Origin of the sequence: Kitasatospora sp. NPDC004615, assembly GCF_042873545.1 — a bacterium.
Classification (GTDB): Bacteria; Actinomycetota; Actinomycetes; order Streptomycetales; family Streptomycetaceae; genus Kitasatospora.
On record NZ_JBIALQ010000001.1, the window covers coordinates 823,157 to 842,063 of the forward strand.

Sequence of the window (18,907 nt, forward strand, 5' to 3'; positions counted from 1 at the left end):
GGCCCCACCCGGGCCCGCCCGGGGGGCGGGGTGGGGGGGGTGCCGCCCCCGTCCACCCGGGGTTCCGAACTATTGCCCGGGGGCGGGGGGGGGGGCGCGGGCAACGCCCGGCCCCCCCCGACCGTTGCGGTGCTACCGGGCGGGTCAGTGGACGCCGGTTGTGCAGGCGCCGCACGTGCTGCCGCAGCCGTCATCCGTGAGCACCTGCAGGCTGGCCACGTCGCTCTGCTCGATCGCCGTGACGTCGAGGTCGAACTCGTCTGCGGCCGGAGCCGTCTGGATCTGCTGAGCCATTGCTGTTCCTCCTGTGCTGTTCCCTTTGAGGGGCCTGGCGCCGGGGCACTGAGTGCGCCCCGCATCACCAGGAGACGATGGGGCGGGTGTGCCGCTTGTTGCGGCTGGTTGCCGTTTGTCCAGGGCTGTGTGGCGACGGTAGAGATCATCAAGTCGCGGACGATGTAGCTTCGATGACCTCGCGCGGACTACGGCGGGGCGGACGGATCAGCGCCGACGCTGTACGTCACGCCGTCCTGGCGCAGTTCCATGGCGAAGCCAGATCCCTGCGAGAGAAGGGCGAGAGCCTCGATGTACCGCTGCTGGTCGTTCAGCCACGCGCGCACGATCCGGACGGCGGGGGGATCCAGCTGGAATGCGATCTCGTCAAGTCGTCTGCGGATCCAAGAGATTGCGTCGTCCACCGATTCGACAAGGGCAGCGCCTACCGGGAAGCTCCGCACGCTCACCGCCACGCTGCTACACCAAAAGCTTGCACCCTGCACGGCGGTGGCTCGTGAATCCATCGCGCTGATCAGCACGAGATCACCTCGATCCCGGGACCGATCTGCGCGGAGTGTGGGACTCCTGGCAGCGACTCGGCTGCGATAAGTGCCCAGATTCGCTTTCCTCCACCGGGACCGACAACAGCCTTCCACTGAACGCTGAGCGCATGAACCAGGATGAGGCCCCGTCCGTGATCGTCGTCCTCGGCAGTCTCGACGCGAGTAGGAAGATGCGAACTCGGATCACCGACCGCGACCTCCAACCCGTCCGCTCGGGCGGCCAGGAAGAAATCGAACTGGCCGTCAGCTCCGTTGCACCCATGGATAACCGCGTTGCTGGCCAGCTCCGCCACAACCCGTTCGGCATCATCCACGACGACGTCCGAGTAGCCCCACTTGCGTACCTCGCAACGGACTCGAGCGCGTACATCGGGGACGGTGTCCGGTACGGCGCGAAAGCTCTCGTGCCAGGAGAGCGCATCGGCGGTCTTGGCTGGCTTGCTGGTCATCGTGCGCACCGTGCCCTCCTGTGAGAGTCAATGGCGTTTCAAACAGTGGACTGTCCGACCGAATGCCTGGTTGTGAGCAGGCCGATCGGGACTCCGAAGGCATGAGGGAGCCGCCTGTGATCGCCTGGCGATGCATCAACTTCACTGCGCTAAACGCCCTGAGAGAAGATGAAGCGACGGTCAGGGTGGTCTGCGAGAAGGTAAGAATGGTCAGCTTTCCGGATCCAGCGGGATCCGGTGCTTTGCCCGTGCCACGCTGAAGCGCAAGGACGGGGCCGAGTAGCGGTCCAGGCGAGGGAAGGCGGGTGGTAGACCGCAATGGTGGAGGCATCGTTGCTTGGCAGGTGCCTGGAGCAGCTGGACTGGTCGCCGGAACGCCTCGCCCGGGAGATCAACCGATTGTGCGGACCCGGCACCATCAGCAGTAAAGCGCCGTACGGATGGCTGCGAGGATCCTGCCCGAGAGGACGGCTGCCCCAGGTGGTCGCCGAGATCCTGTCCAGCCGGCTCAGCGAACCAGTGGGTGCGGAGGCCCTGTGGCCCGCCAAGTTCACGGCCACTGGGGTCCTGCTGTCCGCCGACGACGGCCTGGATCTGCCGTGGACCCAGACCGGTACGCGGCACTGCTCGACTCTGCTGACCGATGGTGGAGCAGCCAAGCAAAGCGCACCTGCGCTGCTGCCAGTGGCCGGGCAATCGTTGATCGGGCCTGCGGTCGACTGGCTGACGGCCCCCAACGAGGAGCTGCAAGCGCGTTCGATCGGCCTGGAAGTCGGCCCCGCTGCCGTGGACGTCCTGATCGACCGCATTGCCCAACTTCGCCGACTCGATGACATCCAAGGCGGCCCGCTCGTCCTCGACTGGGTCGCCCAGGACCTCCACTGGGCCGCAACCTTGGTTCGTAGCGGCGCCTACGACAACCAAACCGGCGTGCGCCTCCACGAAGCGTTCGCCGAACTCGCTCAGCTCGCAGGTTGGGTGGCCACCGACCTCGACCGCGTCGCTCTCGCTCAGCGCTATTTCCTCACCGGGCTGCGAGCCGCGCACACTGCCGGCGACCGCATGCTCGGCGCGAACATCGTCTCCTGCCTGAGCTACCAGGCCGCGTGGCACGGTGCCGACGATGACGCACTGCGGCTGGTCAAGGTGGCTCGAAAGGGAGCCGCCGGCCACGAGAGCGGAGCTGTCCAAGCACTGCTTGCCACCCGTCAGGCCAGGGCGCACGCGAAGCTCGGCGACGTAGCGGGGTGCGAGCGTGCACTGGAGGAGGCTGCCGCCTTCGGATCGGCCATCGATGGAGCAACAGACCCGCATTGGTCCTACTGGGTTACGCCAGCGGTGCTGGCCGCTGACGCGGGGCGGGCGTGGCTCGAGCTCGGCAGACCAACCCAGGCAGAAGAGAACCTTGTGCGCGGACTGGAGCTGTTCGGCCAGGAGCAGCCCCGCAATCGTCTGTTGCACAACGCTTCGCTCGCCGAGGCCCGGCTCGCTCGTGAGGACGTCGAGGGGGCCGCTGCGGCGGCGCACAGCGCAATGGATCTGAGCGCGCACCTTGACTCGCAACGAGCCCGTGCCCGGCTTCGCGTTCTGCACACGGGCTTCGGCGCGAGGGACACCTCGGTGGCTCGCGAGGTCTGCGGCAGGGTGGAGGACATCCTGTCCGCGCAGGCTCGGCTCGATCCGTACTAAGGAGATCACGTGCACGTCCGCTCCCAGGTCCCCCTGGCCCCCTTGACGACCCTCGGGGTCGGTGGGGCCGCCGAGTCCCTCCTCGAGGTGACGGAGCTGGACCATGTATCCGCAGTTATCGACCAGATCCGCCGGCTCGGGATCCGCCCACTGGTTCTGGGTGGTGGCAGCAACGTCCTGGTGGCGGACTCCGGGTGCCCGGGGGTGGTTCTCCGGATGGCAACTCAGGGGGTTGACCTGCGTCCGGAACCTGACGGTCAGAGCGTCCTCGCCACCGTGGAGGCAGGACACCAACTCCAGGATCTGGTGGAGCTGACCATCGCGGAGGGCCTCACCGGCATGGAAACGCTCATCGGCATTCCCGGCACGGTCGGGGCCACTCCGGTGCAGAACGTCGGTGCGTACGGACAAGAAGTCACCGACACGCTCGTCCGGGTCGAGGCATGGGACTGGGAGACTGACCGACTGGTCAGACTCTCCGCCGCAGCCTGCGGTCTCGGGCACCGGACCAGCATCTTCAAGCGGTCCACCCGCTGGACCCTGCTGCGCGCGGTGTTCCGACTTCACCGCTCGCGGCTGAGCACCCCGATTACCTACGGCATGGTCGCCGAACGGCTGGGCATCGCGAAGGGCCAGCGCGTCCCGCTTGCCGAAGCCGCCGCCGCAGTCCTCGCGGTGCGACGGAGCAAAGGCATGGTGCTGACTCCCGGAGACCCGGATGACCGCTCGGCCGGCAGCGTCTTCCTCAGCCCGGCCATCGACGCGGATCTCGCGCAGCGCCTGCGCGCCCGGCACGCCCCGGTCAATAGCTTCCCGGACGGTTCCATCCGGGTAAGCGCGAGCTGGCTGATCAAGGAGGCTGGCTTCTCCCTTGGCCAGAGGGTTGCCGATGCCGTCAGGCTTTCCAGCAGGCACTACACGCTGGTCACCGAGAGCGGTGCCACGTCCGCCGCATTCGCGGCTGGTGCTGAGAGGCTGGCCCTGGAGGTTGAGAAGGTGACTGGGGTGCGACTCACCCCAGAACCCGACCTCTTCGGCGACGAGCCCGTGTACGCGCGACTCGTTGAAGCCATGCAGGTGCGGCGACTGTCCAGCACTGCGGCGTACGCCGCAGGCTGAGGTCCCCGTTCGTGTTCGAGTGGCGGCCGAGCAGGTCCGGTCCGCCAAGCCAATGCAGACCAAGCACGTTTCGTGGATCAGCCCGTGCGAGGTAGGGGCATCGGTCGCTCGACTTGTCGGCGGTGCCCGACCACAAGTGGTCTTCCAGGTTGGCGAGCGTTTCTGTGTGTCGGCAACGGGTGAAATGAGGGCCACGGACGGCGGATCAAATGCGGGCCGCTCGGCGATCTCTTGATCATCCTGACTTCGGTGCTCGGAGGTCAGGAGGAAGAGAGGGTGATCCGTGCGGAGGACTGGGCCGAGATTCGCCGGTTGCACCGGGCGGAGGGGTTGTCGGCCAGGGCTGTGGCCCGACGGCTGGGGATCTCTCGCGGGACGGTGTCGCGGGCGCCGGCCTCGGACCGGCCGCCGAAGTACCGGCGGCCGTTGAAGGGCTCGGCGGTGGACGCGGTCGAGCCGGCGGTCCGGGAACTGCTGAAGCGGACTCCAACGATGCCGGTCACGGTGATCGCGGAGCGGATCGGATGGGAGCGCGGGCTGACGATCCTGCGCGAACGGGTGCGCGAGCCGCGGCCCGCACACCTCCCCGTCGACCCGGTCTCCAGGACCGTCTACCTGCCCGGTGAGCTCGCGCAGTGCGATCTGTGGTTCCCGCCGGTGGACATCCCGCTGGGCTTCGGGCAAAGCGGGCGCCCGCCGGTGCTGGTCATCGTGTCCGGCTACTCGCGGGTGATCACCGCCCGGATGCCGCCCTCCCGGCAGAGCGGCGACCTGATCGACGGCCACTGGCGCCTGCTCGCCGACGACTGGGGCGCTGTCCCCAGAACGCTGGTCCGGGACAACGAGCCGGGTGTCGGCAGGGGCAGGCCCACCTCCGAGTTCGCGGCGTTCGCGGGCCTGCTCGCGGTCAAGGTGCATTTCTGCCGGCCTCGCGACCCCGAGGCCAAGGGACTGGTGGAGCGCGCGAACGGCTACCTGGAGACCAGTTTCCTGCCCGGGAGGACGTTCACCGGCCCGGACGACTTCAACGCCCAGCTCGGTTCCTGGCTGCAGATCGCCAACCGGCGCCGGCACCCCGTTCGACGGGGTGATCGAGCTGCCGATCCTGTCGACCTACAGCGACCGGACGATGGTCGCCTCGGCCCACCGCGTGCTGTCGCTCGCGGAGCGACTGGCGGCAACGCTGAGGCTGCCCGCAGACCTCCCGCGCAACGGCTCCCGCACCATGCAACTGACCAGCTGGTTCCTGGACTTCGAGGAAGCCCCGCACACCCTCATCGGCCGGACCGGCCGCTGGACGCAGGACCTCCCCGCCGCGCTCTACACCGCGATGTACCTGCGGGCGGCCCAGTACTGCCTCCAGCAGGGCCGCCCGCTCAGCTACTGCTGACGCGACAGCAGGGTGTGGACCTGGCGGGGCTTGAGCTCGCGCTCGTCGAACACGACCACCTCGGGGCACTCACGGCCCACGGCGGCGAACGCGCCCTGGAACGCCTGCGGGGACTCGAACGCGCCGGTGGTGACGACGGCGTCGCCCTCGGGGGTGACCCAGACCTCGGCCCGAAGGAATCCCTGCTGCCGGGTCAGCACCTCGCAGACCCGGTGGCAGCGGTCGACGAACTCCTCGACGTACTCGGACTTCGGGTAGTGGTAGGCGACGAAACCGAACGACATGGTGATGCCCTCCCCGGATTGTACGATGGCGTACAACGAAGCTAGACCCGTTGTACGCCACCGCACAACGGCGGAGATCATGAGGTGGATCACACCATGGGCGCACTGCGCACACCGCGCGAGAAATGGGTCGAGACCGGCCTGCAGACCCTGGCCTCGGGCGGCGTGGACGCCGTGCGCGTCGAGGCCCTGGCCAAGTCCCTCGGCGTGACCAAGGGCGGGTTCTACGGCTACTTCGCCGACCGCGACGCCCTGCTGACCGAGATGCTGGACACCTGGGAACGCGAGGCCACCGACGACGTCCTCGAACAGATCGGGCACGAGGACGCGGACACCCGCGCCAGGGCCCGCCTCGCCGGGAAGCTCACCTTCTCCGACCGCCTGCGCCCCATTGACCTGGCCGTCCGCGACTGGGCCCGCCGCGATCAGGCCGTTGCCGAACGCCTGCGCCGCGTGGACAACAGGCGCATGGACCTACTGCGCGAGGCCATCGGCACTGTCTGCACCGACCCTGACGAGGTCGAGGCCCGTAGCCTGCTCGCCTTCTGCCTCGCCATCGGCAACCACTTCCTCGCCGCCGATCACCCCGGCCGCACCCGCACCGAAGTCCTCGACCGCGCCGGCCGCCTGATCCTCGAACGCCCGGCCGACGACCCGGCCCGCTGACCGCCCTGCACGCCGAACCACCGCCCGAACCACGGCCCAGGAACGCCCGGTGGGCCGGAACGCCGTCGCGTCCCGGCCCACTCGCTCACTCCAGCTGACGTCGGCTCAGAGCGCCGCCGCCAGGCGGGTGCCCTGGTCGATGGCGCGCTTGGCGTCGAGTTCGGTGGCGAGGTCGGCGCCGCCGATCAGGTGGGGCGTGATGCCGCGCTCGCGGAGGGCGTCGAGGAGGTCGCGGCGGGGTTCCTGGCCGGCGCAGAGGACGATGGTGTCGACGGGGAGGGTCTGTTCGGTGCCGTCGACGGTCACGTGCAGGCCGGCGTCGTCGATGCGGCGGTATTCGACGCCGGGGACCATGACGACGCCGCGGTGGCGCAGTTCGGTGCGGTGGATCCAGCCGGTGGTCTTGCCGAGGCCGGCGCCGACCTTGCCGGTCTTGCGCTGGAGCAGGTGGACGCTGCGCGGGACGGCGGGGCGGGCGGGGGTGGCGAGGCCGCCGGGGGTGGTGTGGTCGGCGTCAACGCCCCACTTGGCGAGGAAGTCGGAATCGGTGCCCGGGTCGGTGAGGTATTCGGCGACGTCGAAGCCGATGCCGCCGGCGCCGATCACGGCGACGCGGTCGCCGACCTTGGCGCCGTCGCGCAGCACGTCGAGGTAGCCGAGCACGCTGGGGTGGTCGATGCCGTCGATCTCGGGGGTGCGCGGGGTGACACCGGTGGCGAGCACGACCTCGTCCCAGCCGGTCAGGGCGTCCGCGTCGGCCATCGCACCGAGGCGCAACTCGACGCCGGTGCGGGCGAGTTCGTACCGGTAGTAGCGCAGCGTCTCGTCGAACTCCTGCTTGCCGGGGACGCGGCGGGCGACGTTCAGCTGTCCGCCGATCTCACTCGCGGCGTCGAACAGGGTGACGTGGTGGCCCCGGTCGGCGGCGGAGACGGCGAACGCGAGGCCGGCGGGGCCGGCGCCGACCACGGCGATGCGCTTGCGCAACTGCGTGGGGGCGAGGACGAGTTCGGTCTCGTGGCAGGCGCGCGGGTTGACCAGGCAGGAGGTGATCTTCGCGCTGAAGGTGTGGTCCAGGCAGGCCTGGTTGCAGCCGATGCAGGTGTTGATGGCCTCGGGGGTTCCGGCGGCGGCCTTGTTGACGAAGGCGGCGTCGGCGAGCATCGGGCGGGCCAGCGAGACCAGGTCGGCGTGGCCGGTGGCGAGCAACTCCTCGGCGAGTTCCGGGGTGTTGATGCGGTTGGTGGTGACCAGCGGGATGCCGACCTTGCCCATCAGCTTCTTGGTGACCCAGGCGAACGCGCCGCGCGGCACCGAGGTGGCGATGGTCGGGATGCGGGCCTCGTGCCAGCCGATGCCGGTGTTGATGATGGTGGCGCCGGCCGCCTCGATCTCCCCGGCGAGGCGCACCACCTCGTCGAAGGTGGAGCCGCCGGGGACCAGGTCGAGCATGGAGAGCCGGTAGACGAGGATGAAGTCCGCGCCGACCCGCTCGCGCACCCGGCGGACGATCTCGATCGGGAAGCGCATCCGGTTCTCGTACGAGCCGCCCCAGCCGTCGGTGCGGTGATTCGTCTGCCGGGCGATGAACTCGTTGATCAGGTAGCCCTCGGAGCCCATGATCTCCACGCCGTCGTACCCGGCGGAGCGGGCGAGTTCGGCGCAGCGCGCGAAGTCCTCGATGGTCTGCTCGATCTGCTCCTCGGTCAGCTCGTGCGGGACGAACGGGCTGATCGGGGCCTGCAGGGCGGACGGGGCGACCAGGTCCTCGTGGTAGGCGTACCGACCGAAGTGCAGGATCTGCAGGGCGATCTTGCCGCCCTCGGCGTGGACGGCGTCGGTGACCACGCGGTGTTCGGCGGCCTCCTGCTCGGTGGTGAGCTTGGCGCCGCCGCCCCACGGCCGCCCGGCCTCGTTGGGCGCGATGCCGCCGGTGACGATCAGGCCGACGCCGCCGCGGGCGCGCTCCGCGTAGAACGCCGCCATCCGCTCGAAGCCGTTCGCGGCCTCCTCCAGGCCGACGTGCATGGAACCCATCACCACCCGGTTCCGCAGCGTGGTGAAGCCCAGGTCGAGCGGGGCCAGCAGGTGGGGGTACGCAGCAGTCATCGACGCCTCCGGTCCGGATTTGTTACCCAACGGTAGGGGGCGCCCGGCCAACTCTGCAACTAGTTGCAGAAACCATGGCGGGGACCGCGCGGCGCTAGGCTCGGGCCCATGAGTACGGACGAGGCGAGCGTACGGATCGACAGCTGGATCTGGGCGATCCGGCTGATCAAGACCCGCTCGGCGGCGGGCGCGGCCTGCCGGGCCGGGCACGTCAAGGTGAACGGGGCCACCGCGAAGCCCGCGCAGCACGTCAAGGCGGGCGACGACGTCCGCGTGCGGGTCGAGGGCCGGGAACGGATCGTCCAGGTGGTCCGGCCGATCGCCAAACGGGTCGGCGCCCCCGTCGCCGAGACCTGCTACGTCGACCACAGCCCCCCGCCGCCGCCCCGCACCGAACGCCCCGCCGAGATCGGCCTCCGCGACCGCGGCACCGGCCGCCCCACCAAGCGCGACCGGCGCGACCTGGACAAGCTCCGCGACGGCTACCGCCCCTACTTCTGACCGATCTCAGCTGGCGCTCTCCTTCGCGACCCGCACCTGCTCGGCGAACTCCTCCGCGGTGATCCGCTCCACCGAGGCCCCGTACTTCGCGGCCAGTTCGTCGGCGGGTGCGCTGTCGTGCTCCACCAGGTCGGCCACCAGCAGCGCCCGCCCGCTCTCCACCCGCGACGACAGCACGATCAGGCCCGCGCCGCCGTCGGTCATCTCGGTCTGCTCGGCCGCGTTGCCGATCGCCGCCCCCGCCGCGAAGCCCAGCAGCACCCCGATCGGCCCGCCGAGCAGCCCGACCAGCCCGCCCACCAGCCCCGAGCCGACGGTCGGCACACCGGCGCCGCGGATGTGGCTCTCCGGAATGTCGACGATCCCCTCGGCACTGCGCTCCAGCACCGCGAGCTGCCGCAGCCCCGGCAGGTGCATCGCATCCTCGTACGCCCGCCGGGCCACCCCCTGGTCGGTGAAGCCGAGCAGCAGCACGTTGTGGTGGTGGTCGCTCATCGCATTCCCCTTCGCCGACCGGTCGCCGTCCGCACAGTCCGGACGCGGACCCGCCCATCCTGCCCCGCAGGGCCCACCCCACGCCCGCCCGGCACACCCGTCCGCGTGGCAGCGCGGCCGCAGCGCGCCGGGCTGTCACTGCGAGCACCTAGCCTCCGCGCATCGATCAAGGAATCGATCAAGGAGGAGACATGGGTTTCACCGGAGAGTTCGTCCTGGCACGCAGCGACCGGCCGCTTCGCGAGCTTGCCGTGTTCGCAGCCGGTTGCGCGGAGGGCCACGCGGATTGCGTGACCGACTGCTGGCCGCGCCCCGGCGGCTGGCAGACCTTGCAGATCCTCCACGGCCTCCGGGACAACTCACTTCGGCCGTTCCGGCAGCTCGTCGACACCTCCGGCGCCCCGGTCCTGCTCGCGAACGTCATGGACAGCGACGTGTGCGAGGTCGTCGGCCTGGCGCCGTCCGGGGCGCGGTGGTCGACCATGCTCGACCCCGTCATGGCGGCCGAGTACGGGATCCCCCAGCCGGAGCCCGGCGCCGCCGAGCAGATCACCCGGTGGGCCGCCGAGGCCGGCTTCGCCGCCGACCCGGTCGCGCTCGCGGAGGTCCTGGCCAAGCGGGCGGATCCGTTCGTCGAGGAGCTGGTCTTCGACCTGATCGACGCGTGCGGGTTTCCCCCGAGCGTCCCCGCCTCCGAGGCGCCCACCGGCGTCTGACCGCGCCACACCGCCGGCGACCGACGCAGGCGGGCGACGCAGGCGGGCGACGCAGGCGGGCGGGTCGGTGAGCAAGCAAGTGGATGGTCGCCTTCCCCCGGCCGATGGACTTCACCTTCGTCCGCCCCGGGCCCTCGACATGCCCAGCGGCGGCGGCGCCGGCGGCCGGGCGGGTGACGTCGCGGACGCGCGGCCACCGGCGAGGACCACCTCTCGGGGGCCCGCCGCCGGGCCGTCCTCGCGACGGCGGGAGCCGGCCTCGGCGGCGGCGATAATGGTGGTCATGGCCCGCCGACGCACCCCCTCCGCCGCCCCCGCCGCTCCGACCGCCTGCCCGTGCGGGCAGGGCGCCGCGTACGCCGACTGCTGCGGGCGGCTGCATCGCGGGGAGGCGGCCGCGAGCAGTGCCGAGCAGTTGATGCGGTCGCGGTTCAGTGCGTTCGCGGTGCGGGACGAGCCGTACCTGCTGCGCTCCTGGCACCCGGACACCCGGCCGGCGTCCGTCGACTTCGATCCGTCGCTGCGCTGGGAGCGGCTGGAGATCCTGGGCGCCACCGACGGCGGGCCGTTCCACCAGGACGGCACGGTCGAGTTCCGGGCCCACTACCGCGAGCGCGGGCGGGCCGGTTCGATGCAGGAGAACAGCCGGTTCGTCCGCCACCAGGGCGAGTGGGTGTACGTGGACGGCGTCATCGAGGGCTGAGCAGGCGGTACTTGACGCCGAGCAGCGCCCCGCCGGCGCCTCGCGGCAGCAGCCACCCGGTGTCGGTGCGGTCCTGCGCGCCGAACCGGTACTTGTACGGCTCGTCGCCACGCAGGAAGTCGAAGACCCGCACGCCGTCCGCCGCGCAGTTGCGCACCGCCGCGTCGATCAGGGCGGTGCCCAGCGATTCGGCGGCCCACCGCTGGTCCCAGCCGATCTGGTAGTAGGCGAACCGGTCGGCCCACCAGAAGCCGTACAGCACGCCGATCAACTCGCCTTCGCAGTACGCGAGTTGGAAGGCAGGTCCGCAGCCGGGCCGGGCGGTCTCCAGCAGCGCCCGGTGCAGCGGGAGCCGGCCGGCGTCGAAGCTGCTGACCCCGCCGGCGGCGGCCTGGCGGCGCAGGCGGTGCAGGCGCAGCAGTTCGTCCAGTACGGCGGGCGGGGCGGCGGTGGGCGGCGCCCAGTGGAAGGTGACGCCGGCGGCGGCCAGGCGGCGGTGGGCGCGGCGGTTGGCGGCGCGGAAGTCGCGCGAGCCGAGCCGGTCCGGTCCGGCGGTGAGGTCGAGTCGCGGGCAGGCGCTGCGGGTAACGGGGCGGGCGCCGGGCGGCAGCAGGTCGTGGTGGGCCGGGTCCAGCGCGGGCAGCCACAGGGTGCGGCGGCGGGCACGGGCGGCGAGCCAGGCGGCGACCTCGCCCCGCCGGTGCGGGCGGACGGCGGGCCCGCAGTGGTCGGCGGCGCCGGGCCCGGCGCCGAGCAGGGTGAGCACCGGCAGCGCGAGCGGCACCCGGTGGTGCGGCCGCTGCCGGGTGACGGCCAGCGGCACCACCGCCTCGGCGCGCCCGTCCGCTCCGCGCCACACGGCGATCTCGCCGCGCTGCCCGGCCCCGAGGGTGCGCCACCAGGCGAGCACCCAGTCCGGCCCGGCGAACCACGAGCCGTCCGGGTCGTCGGCGATCAACTGCCGCCAGTCACGGACGAGTTCGCCGTCCAGCTCGGGTGTGCGCAAGATCTCCGGCGCGTCCTTCACGACGTGGCCCCCTCTCTTCGGTCGCCGTCACGCAGGCGACGCGGCCCGGGCGGAACGGTGTCGGGGCGATCCCGAACCAATCGCGCGTCGACCCGCAGCCGGCCGGCGGGCCCGGGTGCGCAACGCCTCCGGCCCGCAGGCGAGTTGTCCCGTATCCACCCGCCGGTCGGTCGGCCCGCAGGCGAGTTGTCCCGTATCCACCCGCCGGTCGGTCGGCCCGCAGGCGACTTGTCCCGTATCCACCCGCCGGTCGGCCCCTCCGGAGCACCCACCTTCTCACCGCCCGCCGCGCAGGCGGTGCACGGCCGGGTGGAGGCCGGACAGGATGGTGTCGAAGCGGTCGCGGCCGGTGTGGGAGTTGACGCGCAGGCGGCTGATCCGCAGCCGTTCGGCGGGGGCGAGTGCGGTGTGGCGGTGGTCGAAGAGGAACGCGGTGCGGTAGCCGAGGGTGCGCAGCACGGTCTCGGCGCGCGGGTCGTGGTTGCCGTTGGGGTAGGCGAAGGTGGTCGGCGGGTGGCCGAGCCATTCGGTCAACCGGCCGTGGGCGCGGACGAGTTGAGCGTCCAGCTGGGTGTCGGAGCAGTGGTCCAGACAGGGGTGCGAGGCGGTGTGGTTGCCGACCGTCAGACCGCCGGCCACCAGCGCGAGGAGCTCGGCCGCGGTCAACTGCCGCTGCGGGGGCGCCTGTCGCTTCGCGGTGGCGCGCAACTCGGCGAGGGCGCGCAGGCGTTCGGCGTCGGGGACGGTCTTCAGGTGGTGGACGGCGGCGCCCGAGTCGAGTCCGTGCAGTGTGCGGGTGTGGCCGCCGCGCCGGATCAGCTGGGCGGCTTCGGTCCACCAGTAGGGGCGGTCGGTGTCGATCAGGTCGGTGATGACGTACGCGGCGGCGGGGATGCGCAGCCGGGCGAGGACCGGCAGGGCGTGGGTGAGGACGGTGGGCTCGCCGTCGTCGAAGGTGACGAGCACGCTGCGGGGCGGGAGTGGGCGGCGGTGTTCGGCGGCGCGGGCGACCTGTTCGGGGCTGACGGGGTGGGCGGTGGAGGCCAGGCGTTCCATCTGGGCGCGGAACGCGGCGGGGTCGTCGATGCCGTGGTAGGCGAGGACGGCGAGGCGGTGGGCGGCGCGGGCGCGGAAGACGGGTTGGAGCGGGGAGTGTCGCAGGAGTGCGTCGATCCCACGGCGCCGGGTGGCGCGATCCGTGGTCGGCATGGCTTCCCCCTCGGCCGGTGCACGCACGGGCACCCCGGACGGTCGGCCCGGGGTGCCCGTCGGAGTTCGGGTCATCAGCGTCCCATGCTCCGGTAATGCCTGTCCCAAATTCCTGGAAGCTTCCTGGGAGCGGGCGAGTCCCGGGCAGTCGCACCTGTCCGGATCGCACCGCTTTGCGGCATATAGCACGGATTGACATAGTTCTGGAGACTGCTGCCCGTCCGCCCATGGAGTGCCCTCGATGACCATGCCCGGCTTCGGCTCGCTCGGCTCCAACGACGCCTTCTCCGAACTGCTGAATCGCTTCTTCGGCCTGAACCCGGCTGCTTCCCCGCCCGCAGTGCAGCGGGTGCCGATCGGGCGGCTGCTCACCCAGTCCGCCCGGGACTTGATCGGCCGCGCGGAACTGCGCGCCCAGGAGGACGGCAGCGCCGACCTCGACACCCCGCACCTGCTGTGGGCGGCCACCCTGACGGACCCGGCCCGTTCGCTGCTCGCGCAGGCCGGCGCGGACCCGGACGCGCTCGCCGAGACCATCGACCGCACGCTGCCGGCCGGCGAGGCCGACCCGTCCGTGGAGCCGGGCCTGACGCCCGCCGCCAAGCGGGTGCTGATCGGGGCGCACGCCCGTTCGCAGGCCGCCGGCGTCTCGTACATCGGGCCGGAGCACATCCTGGCCGCCCTGCTGGACGACCCGGACTCGGGGGCCGGCCGCCTGCTGGCCGCGCACGGCGCCGACGCCTCCCGGATGCGGCGCGGGGCCGAGGCGGCGGCGGCCCGCGGCGAGCGCGGCGTCCCGGCGAAGGAGGACAGCAAGACCCCGACCCTGGACGAGTACGGCCGCGACCTGACCGAGGACGCCAAGCTGGGCAAGCTGGACCCGGTGGTCGGCCGGGCCGAGGAGATCGAGCAGACCATCGAGATCCTGTCCCGCCGTTCCAAGAACAACCCGGTGCTGATCGGCGAGCCCGGCGTCGGCAAGACCGCCATCGTCGAGGGCCTCGCCCAGCGGGTGATCGCCGGGGACGTCCCGGCCACGCTGAAGGACCGCCGGGTGGTCGCCCTGGACCTGTCCGGGCTGGTGGCGGGCGCCAAGTACCGCGGCGAGTTCGAGGAGCGGCTGAAGAACGTCATCGACGAGGTCCGCGAGGCCGCCGACTCGACCATCCTGTTCATCGACGAACTGCACACCGTGGTCGGCGCGGGCGCCGGCGGCGAGAGCGCGATGGACGCCGGCAACATGCTCAAGCCGGCCCTGGCCCGCGGCGAGCTGCACGTCATCGGCGCCACCACCATCGACGAGTACCGCAAGCACATCGAGAAGGACGCGGCCCTGGAGCGCCGCTTCCAGCCGGTGCTGATCCCGGAGCCGTCCGTCGAGGAGACCGTGCAGATCCTGGAGGGCCTGCGCGACTCGTACGAGGCCCACCACCAGGTGCGTTTCACCGACGAGGCGCTGCGCGCCGCCGCCGACCTGTCCGACCGGTACGTCTCCGACCGCTTCCTGCCCGACAAGGCGATCGACCTGATGGACCAGGCCGGCGCCCGGGTCCGGCTGCGCGGCCTGGGCCGCTCCACCGAGGTGATCGGCCGGGAGGACGAACTCGCCAAGCTGCGCCGGGAGAAGGACGAGGCGGTCGCCGCCGAGGACTTCACCCGCGCCTCCGAACTCAAGACCCGGATCGCCGACCTGGAGTCGCAGAACGCCGAGATCGAGGAGCGCCGCGAGGGCGTCGTCTCCGTCACCGTGGACGACATCGCCGACGTGCTGTCCCGGCAGACCGGCATCCCGGTCTCCCAGCTCACCGAGGACGAGAAGGCCCGGCTGCTCAAGCTGGAGGACGAACTCCACAACCGGGTGATCGGCCAGGACAGGGCGGTGGTCGCGGTCTCCGAGGCGGTCCGCCGCAGCCGGGCCGGCATGGCCGACCCGAACCGGCCGGTCGGCTCGTTCCTGTTCCTCGGCCCGACCGGCGTCGGCAAGACCGAACTCGCCAAGGCCCTGGCCGAGTTGATCTTCGGGGACGAGGACCGGCTGGTGCGCTTCGACATGAGCGAGTTCCAGGAGAAGCACACCGTCTCCCGCCTGGTCGGCGCCCCGCCCGGCTACGTCGGCTACGAGGAGGCCGGGCAGCTCACCGAGGCCGTCCGCCGCCGCCCGTACAGCGTGCTGCTGTTCGACGAGGTGGAGAAGGCCCACCCCGACGTGTTCAACGCGCTGCTCCAGGTCCTCGACGACGGGCGGCTGACGGACGCCCAGGGCCGCACCGTCGACTTCCGCAACACCGTGGTCATCATGACCTCCAACATCGGCTCGCAGCTGATCCTCTCCCACCGCGGCGAGACCGAGGAGATCCGCGACCGGCTGATGGCCGAACTCCGCGCCCGCTTCCTGCCCGAGTTCCTCAACCGGATCGACGACATCATCGTCTTCGACGCGCTCGGCGAGTACGACCTGCTGCGGATCGTCGACCTGATGCTCGCCAACTCCGAACGGCGGGTGCGGGCCCAGGGCCTCGAACTCGACGTCACCGAGGCGGCGAAGCGGTGGCTGGTCGACCGCGGCCACCAGCCCGAGTTCGGCGCCCGGCCGCTGCGCCGCACCATCCAGACCCAGCTGGACAACCGGCTCGCCACCATGCTGCTCTCCGGCGACCTCCAGCCCGGCGACACCATCGTCGCGGACGCGCAGGACGGCGAACTGGTCTGCTCGATCGGGCGCCCGGCGGAGCTCTGATCACGGGGCGGTGACGCCGGCCGCCCAGTCCGCCAGGGCCGCCCGGTTCGGGCGGCCGGCCTTCTCCAGCAGGCTGGCGACGTGCTTCTCCACCGTGCGCGGCGAGATGCTCAGGCGGGCGGCGATCTCCTGGTTGCCGAGCCGCTGCGCGACCAGCAGCACCACCTCGTACTCGCGCACCGTCACCCGCAGCCCGCGCAGCTGCTCCGGGACCTGTTCGGTGCCGGTGCGCCGCTGCGGGACGCTCGCCCCGGCCTCGCGCAGCAGGCGGCGGCAGGCGGCGCCGACGGCCGGTACGCCGGCGCGGTGGAAGTACTCCTCGGCGCTGCGCAGCCACGCCACCGGCTCGCCCCAGCCGTCGGCGAGCGCGGCCTCCGCGACCAGCCGCAGGCCCAGGTGGCGGGCCATCTCGAACGGGCGGGCCGCCCGCGCGGCCTCCGCGACCGCCTCGGCGGCCGGGCCCGCCTGCCCGGCGCGGCCCAGGTGGACGGCGCGCGCGAGCCGCTCGAACTGCCGGTTCCAGGCCAGCGCGGCGGCGTGGTCGGCGGCCGTCCGGGCGTGTTCCTCGGCGGTCTCGGTGCCGGCCAGTGCGCGCAGCAGCGGGTGCAGGCCGTGCGCGCCGTTCAGGTAGAAGACGGACGGGTGCCGGGCCTCCCAGCGGCGGGCCCGGTCGAACTCGGCGAGGGCCAGCGCCCGGTCCTCCTCCAACAGCGCGCACACCGCCCGGCAGTTGCCGTGGGCGAGCGGCAGCTGCAGCGACTCGGCGCCGTCCCAGCGGTCGAACTCGGCCAGCACCTCGGCCATTTCGGCCCGTCGGCCCTGGTGGGCGGCGACCATCGCCCGGGTCAGCAGCAGGAACTGGTGGTGGTCGACGTTGCGCAACCGGGCGCTGGCCTCCAGGCCCTGGTCGGTGAGTGCGCGGGCCCGGGCGTAGTCGCCGCGCAGGACGGCGTGCATGGCGAGCGTCGCCTCGGCGGAGCGGACCAGGTCGAGCGCGCCCAGGTCGAGCGCGGCCCGGTGCGCCCGTTCCAGTTGGACGGACTCCCCGACCTGCATGAACTCGTTGACGCCGAGCCGCAGTTGGGCGTCCACCTGCCAGCCGGGGAGCCGGTGCCGGGCGGCCAGCTCGAGCAGCCGCCGCAGGCAGGCGTCCGCGCGGTCGAAGCCGTTCCGGCGTTCCAGCAGGGCGAGCAACTGCCATGCCTGGCAGGCGACTTCGGGCAGTCCGGCGGCCTCGGCCCGTTCGGCGGCGCGGCGGGCCAGCCGTTCCGCGACGGCGGTCCGGGTCTCGCCGTCGCCCGTGGGGCCGTCGACGCCCGCCAGCGCGAGGTGCGCCTCCACCACCTCGAGTGCGCAGGTCCGCTCGGAGCCGGCCGCCGGGCCGAGCAGGGTGCGGACCAGGGCGGCCTGTTCGGCGGCGTCCGCGAGGCGCCCGGCGGTGACGGCGGCGCGGGCCAGGCGCAGGTGCAGGGCGGCGGTGCGGTCGTCGCCGAGCGCGGCCGGGCCGCCCAGCGGGAGCGTCCGGGCGAGCTCGCGGGCCTGGTCGAACCGGCCGCTGTCGGCGAGGGCGTGCGCCAGCTGCTCGCGGATCCCGCTGGCGGCGGCCGTGGCGGCGCCGTCCCCGCCGACCAGTTCCAGGGCGCGTTCCAGCAGGGCGACGGCGGACTCGGTCGCCCCGCCCTGCCGGGCCTCCTCGGCGGCCTCGGCGAACAGCCGGGCGGCGGCCTCGGGTTCGCCCGCCGACTGGCGCAGCACGGCCACCAACTGCCGCCACTCGCCGGGCAGTCCGGGGTAGGCGCGCTCCACCTCGCCAGCGGCGCGCCGGGCGATCGCGGCCCGTTCGGCGGGCAGCAGGTCGGCCAGCAGCGCGTCCGCGACCAGCGCGTGCCGGAACTCGTACCGGTCGGCGACCGGCCCGCTGGGCGACAGCAGCCGGGCGTCGATCCCGGCCCGCAGGTGGATCAGCAGGCTGCGGTCGTCCAGCCCGGTGACCAGTTGCAGCACCGGCAGCGCGAACCGCCGTCCGAGCACGGCGGCGACGTTGAGCATCTCGCGGCCCGCCGGGTCGATCCGGGCCGCCCGCTGCACGACGCTGCGCACCACGGTGGTGGGTACCTCGATGCCGAGGTCCCCGAACACCTCCCACCCGCGCTCGGGGTCGCGGCGCAGCGCCCCCGCGGTGACCATTCCGCTGAGCAACTCCTCGATCACGAACGGGTTTCCGCCCGCGTCCCGGACCACCCGTTCGACCACGGCGGCGGGCAGTGCGCCGGGTGCGGCGGACAGGCAGGCGGCGGCGAGTTCGGCGGTCTGTCCGCCGTCCAGCGGGTGCAGGTCGAGCCGTCTGGCCTGCCGGCGGGCGGCCGCGTCGAGCGCCAGGTCGAGTGCGGGGCACGGGTGTTGACGCAGTGTCGCGACCAGCAGGACGGGCAGGCCGTCGAGGTTGTCGATCACGTAGTCGAGCACGGCGAGGGTCTCCGCGTCCGCCTCGTGCAGGTCCTCGACGATCAGCAGGCAGCCGCGCGGCGGCCGCTCCGGGTCCTCCCGGCCGACCGCGCCGAGCAGCCGCAGCAGCGCCTCGGCGATGTCCGTCAACGACGGTGGTGCGGCGGGGCGTTGCTCACCGCGCCAGTCCGGGACCAGCGCCGCCAGCGCGGACCGGTACGGTGCGAGCGCCGGGTCCTGCGGCGGCCCGCTGACCCGGAACAGCGACAGCAGCGCCTCGGCGATCGGCCGGAACGGCACCGGCGCCCCGGCACTGCTGCCCCGGCCCCGCAGCACCGCCATCCCGTCCGCGACGGCCCGGTAGGCGCAGTCGGCCACCAGCCGGGTCTTGCCGATACCGGCTTCGCCGCCGACGAACACCGCGCGCCCCTGCCGCCGACGGGCGTCGATCAACCCGTCGAGCAGGACCCGCAGTTCCTCGGCGCGACCCACGACATAAGGGGAGGAGGTGAGCATTCACGCAGGCTAG

At 72.4% G+C, this 18,907-nt stretch carries 18 protein-coding genes and 1 pseudogene; 9 read left to right on the forward strand and 10 right to left on the reverse strand.

Translation table 11 applies throughout. The annotated features are described in order from the left end of the window. Nucleotides 1-144: 144 nt before the first annotated feature. The 3 genes from ACFYS8_RS03810 to ACFYS8_RS03820 all read right to left on the reverse strand — a co-directional run bounded on the left by ACFYS8_RS03810 (nt 145) and on the right by ACFYS8_RS03820 (nt 1,288). Nucleotides 145-294, reverse strand: a complete 150-nt coding sequence (locus ACFYS8_RS03810) for an FxLD family lanthipeptide (RefSeq protein ID WP_084223461.1) — start codon at nt 292-294, stop codon at nt 145-147. Between the two features lie 188 nt (nt 295-482). Beyond that, nucleotides 483-815, reverse strand: coding sequence for a hypothetical protein (locus ACFYS8_RS03815; RefSeq protein ID WP_387635269.1), 333 nt, complete (start codon nt 813-815; stop codon nt 483-485). Then, on the reverse strand, nt 809-1,288 hold the full coding sequence (locus tag ACFYS8_RS03820) for an ATP-binding protein (protein ID WP_387636831.1): 480 nt from the start codon (nt 1,286-1,288) through the stop codon (nt 809-811). Before ACFYS8_RS03820 ends, ACFYS8_RS03815 begins: the two co-directional genes overlap by 7 nt. Nucleotides 1,289-1,768: 480 nt before the next feature. On the opposite strand from ACFYS8_RS03820, the gene ACFYS8_RS03825 reads away from it, so the two are divergent. The 4 genes and pseudogenes from ACFYS8_RS03825 (at nt 1,769) to ACFYS8_RS03840 (ending at nt 5,486) form a co-directional block, all read left to right on the forward strand. After that, nucleotides 1,769-2,977: a hypothetical protein gene (locus tag ACFYS8_RS03825; RefSeq protein WP_387635272.1), complete on the forward strand. Its 1,209-nt coding sequence runs from the start codon at nt 1,769-1,771 to the stop codon at nt 2,975-2,977. A 9-nt stretch (nt 2,978-2,986) separates the two neighbouring features. Then, nucleotides 2,987-4,096 carry a UDP-N-acetylmuramate dehydrogenase gene (locus ACFYS8_RS03830; protein WP_387635274.1) on the forward strand — a complete coding sequence of 370 codons (1,110 nt, stop codon included), beginning with the start codon at nt 2,987-2,989 and terminating at the stop codon, nt 4,094-4,096. A gap of 276 nt (nt 4,097-4,372) precedes the next feature. Beyond that, a pseudogene (istA, locus tag ACFYS8_RS03835) lies at nt 4,373-5,164 on the forward strand (IS21 family transposase); the annotation flags it as partial. Between the two features lie 19 nt (nt 5,165-5,183). Then, entirely contained in the window at nt 5,184-5,486 is a 303-nt protein-coding gene (locus ACFYS8_RS03840; RefSeq protein WP_387635277.1) for a hypothetical protein, read from the forward strand. Here ACFYS8_RS03840 and ACFYS8_RS03845 read toward each other — a convergent pair. Beyond that, nucleotides 5,477-5,770: an antibiotic biosynthesis monooxygenase gene (locus ACFYS8_RS03845; RefSeq protein WP_387635279.1), complete on the reverse strand. Its 294-nt coding sequence runs from the start codon at nt 5,768-5,770 to the stop codon at nt 5,477-5,479. The two genes, ACFYS8_RS03840 and ACFYS8_RS03845, sit on opposite strands and share 10 nt — an antisense overlap. A gap of 96 nt (nt 5,771-5,866) precedes the next feature. Between ACFYS8_RS03845 and ACFYS8_RS03850 the strand changes: the two genes are divergently transcribed. Then, the gene (locus ACFYS8_RS03850) at nt 5,867-6,436 is read left to right on the forward strand and encodes a TetR/AcrR family transcriptional regulator (protein ID WP_387636833.1); all 570 of its coding nucleotides are present in this window, start codon (nt 5,867-5,869) and stop codon (nt 6,434-6,436) included. Between the two features lie 105 nt (nt 6,437-6,541). Here ACFYS8_RS03850 and ACFYS8_RS03855 read toward each other — a convergent pair whose 3' ends face one another. Next, nucleotides 6,542-8,545 (reverse strand): FAD-dependent oxidoreductase, encoded by a 2,004-nt coding sequence (locus ACFYS8_RS03855; protein WP_387635282.1) that lies wholly within the window; start codon nt 8,543-8,545, stop codon nt 6,542-6,544. Nucleotides 8,546-8,653: 108 nt separating this feature from the next. Here ACFYS8_RS03855 and ACFYS8_RS03860 point away from each other — a divergent pair, with 108 nt between their 5' ends. After that, on the forward strand, nt 8,654-9,046 hold the full coding sequence (locus ACFYS8_RS03860) for an RNA-binding S4 domain-containing protein (protein ID WP_387635285.1): 393 nt from the start codon (nt 8,654-8,656) through the stop codon (nt 9,044-9,046). Between the two features lie 6 nt (nt 9,047-9,052). Here ACFYS8_RS03860 and ACFYS8_RS03865 read toward each other — a convergent pair whose 3' ends face one another. Beyond that, nucleotides 9,053-9,541 carry a hypothetical protein gene (locus ACFYS8_RS03865; protein WP_387635287.1) on the reverse strand — a complete coding sequence of 163 codons (489 nt, stop codon included), beginning with the start codon at nt 9,539-9,541 and terminating at the stop codon, nt 9,053-9,055. 191 nt (nt 9,542-9,732) lie between these two features. Between ACFYS8_RS03865 and ACFYS8_RS03870 the strand changes: the two genes are divergently transcribed. Then, a complete protein-coding gene (locus tag ACFYS8_RS03870) occupies nt 9,733-10,257 on the forward strand; it encodes a hypothetical protein (RefSeq protein ID WP_387635290.1) in 525 nt (174 codons plus the stop codon). A gap of 111 nt (nt 10,258-10,368) precedes the next feature. On the opposite strand, the gene ACFYS8_RS03875 is transcribed toward ACFYS8_RS03870, so the two are convergent. Then, on the reverse strand, nt 10,369-10,542 hold the full coding sequence (locus ACFYS8_RS03875) for a hypothetical protein (protein ID WP_387635293.1): 174 nt from the start codon (nt 10,540-10,542) through the stop codon (nt 10,369-10,371). Here ACFYS8_RS03875 and ACFYS8_RS03880 point away from each other — a divergent pair. Continuing rightward, the gene (locus tag ACFYS8_RS03880) at nt 10,541-10,960 is read left to right on the forward strand and encodes a YchJ family protein (protein WP_387635296.1); all 420 of its coding nucleotides are present in this window, start codon (nt 10,541-10,543) and stop codon (nt 10,958-10,960) included. The two genes, ACFYS8_RS03875 and ACFYS8_RS03880, sit on opposite strands and share 2 nt — an antisense overlap. On the opposite strand, the gene ACFYS8_RS03885 is transcribed toward ACFYS8_RS03880, so the two are convergent. Together ACFYS8_RS03885 and ACFYS8_RS03890 are read right to left on the reverse strand one after the other, a co-directional pair. Further along, nucleotides 10,947-11,966 carry a GNAT family N-acetyltransferase gene (locus ACFYS8_RS03885; protein ID WP_387635299.1) on the reverse strand — a complete coding sequence of 340 codons (1,020 nt, stop codon included), beginning with the start codon at nt 11,964-11,966 and terminating at the stop codon, nt 10,947-10,949. The two genes, ACFYS8_RS03880 and ACFYS8_RS03885, sit on opposite strands and share 14 nt — an antisense overlap. 297 nt (nt 11,967-12,263) lie before the next feature. Continuing rightward, on the reverse strand, nt 12,264-13,196 hold the full coding sequence (locus ACFYS8_RS03890) for a polysaccharide deacetylase family protein (protein WP_387635302.1): 933 nt from the start codon (nt 13,194-13,196) through the stop codon (nt 12,264-12,266). A gap of 241 nt (nt 13,197-13,437) precedes the next feature. Between ACFYS8_RS03890 and ACFYS8_RS03895 the strand changes: the two genes are divergently transcribed. After that, a complete protein-coding gene (locus ACFYS8_RS03895) occupies nt 13,438-15,933 on the forward strand; it encodes an ATP-dependent Clp protease ATP-binding subunit (RefSeq protein ID WP_387635305.1) in 2,496 nt (831 codons plus the stop codon). Here ACFYS8_RS03895 and ACFYS8_RS03900 read toward each other — a convergent pair whose 3' ends face one another. After that, a complete protein-coding gene (locus ACFYS8_RS03900) occupies nt 15,934-18,894 on the reverse strand; it encodes a helix-turn-helix transcriptional regulator (RefSeq protein ID WP_387635308.1) in 2,961 nt (986 codons plus the stop codon). Nucleotides 18,895-18,907 lie beyond the last annotated feature (13 nt).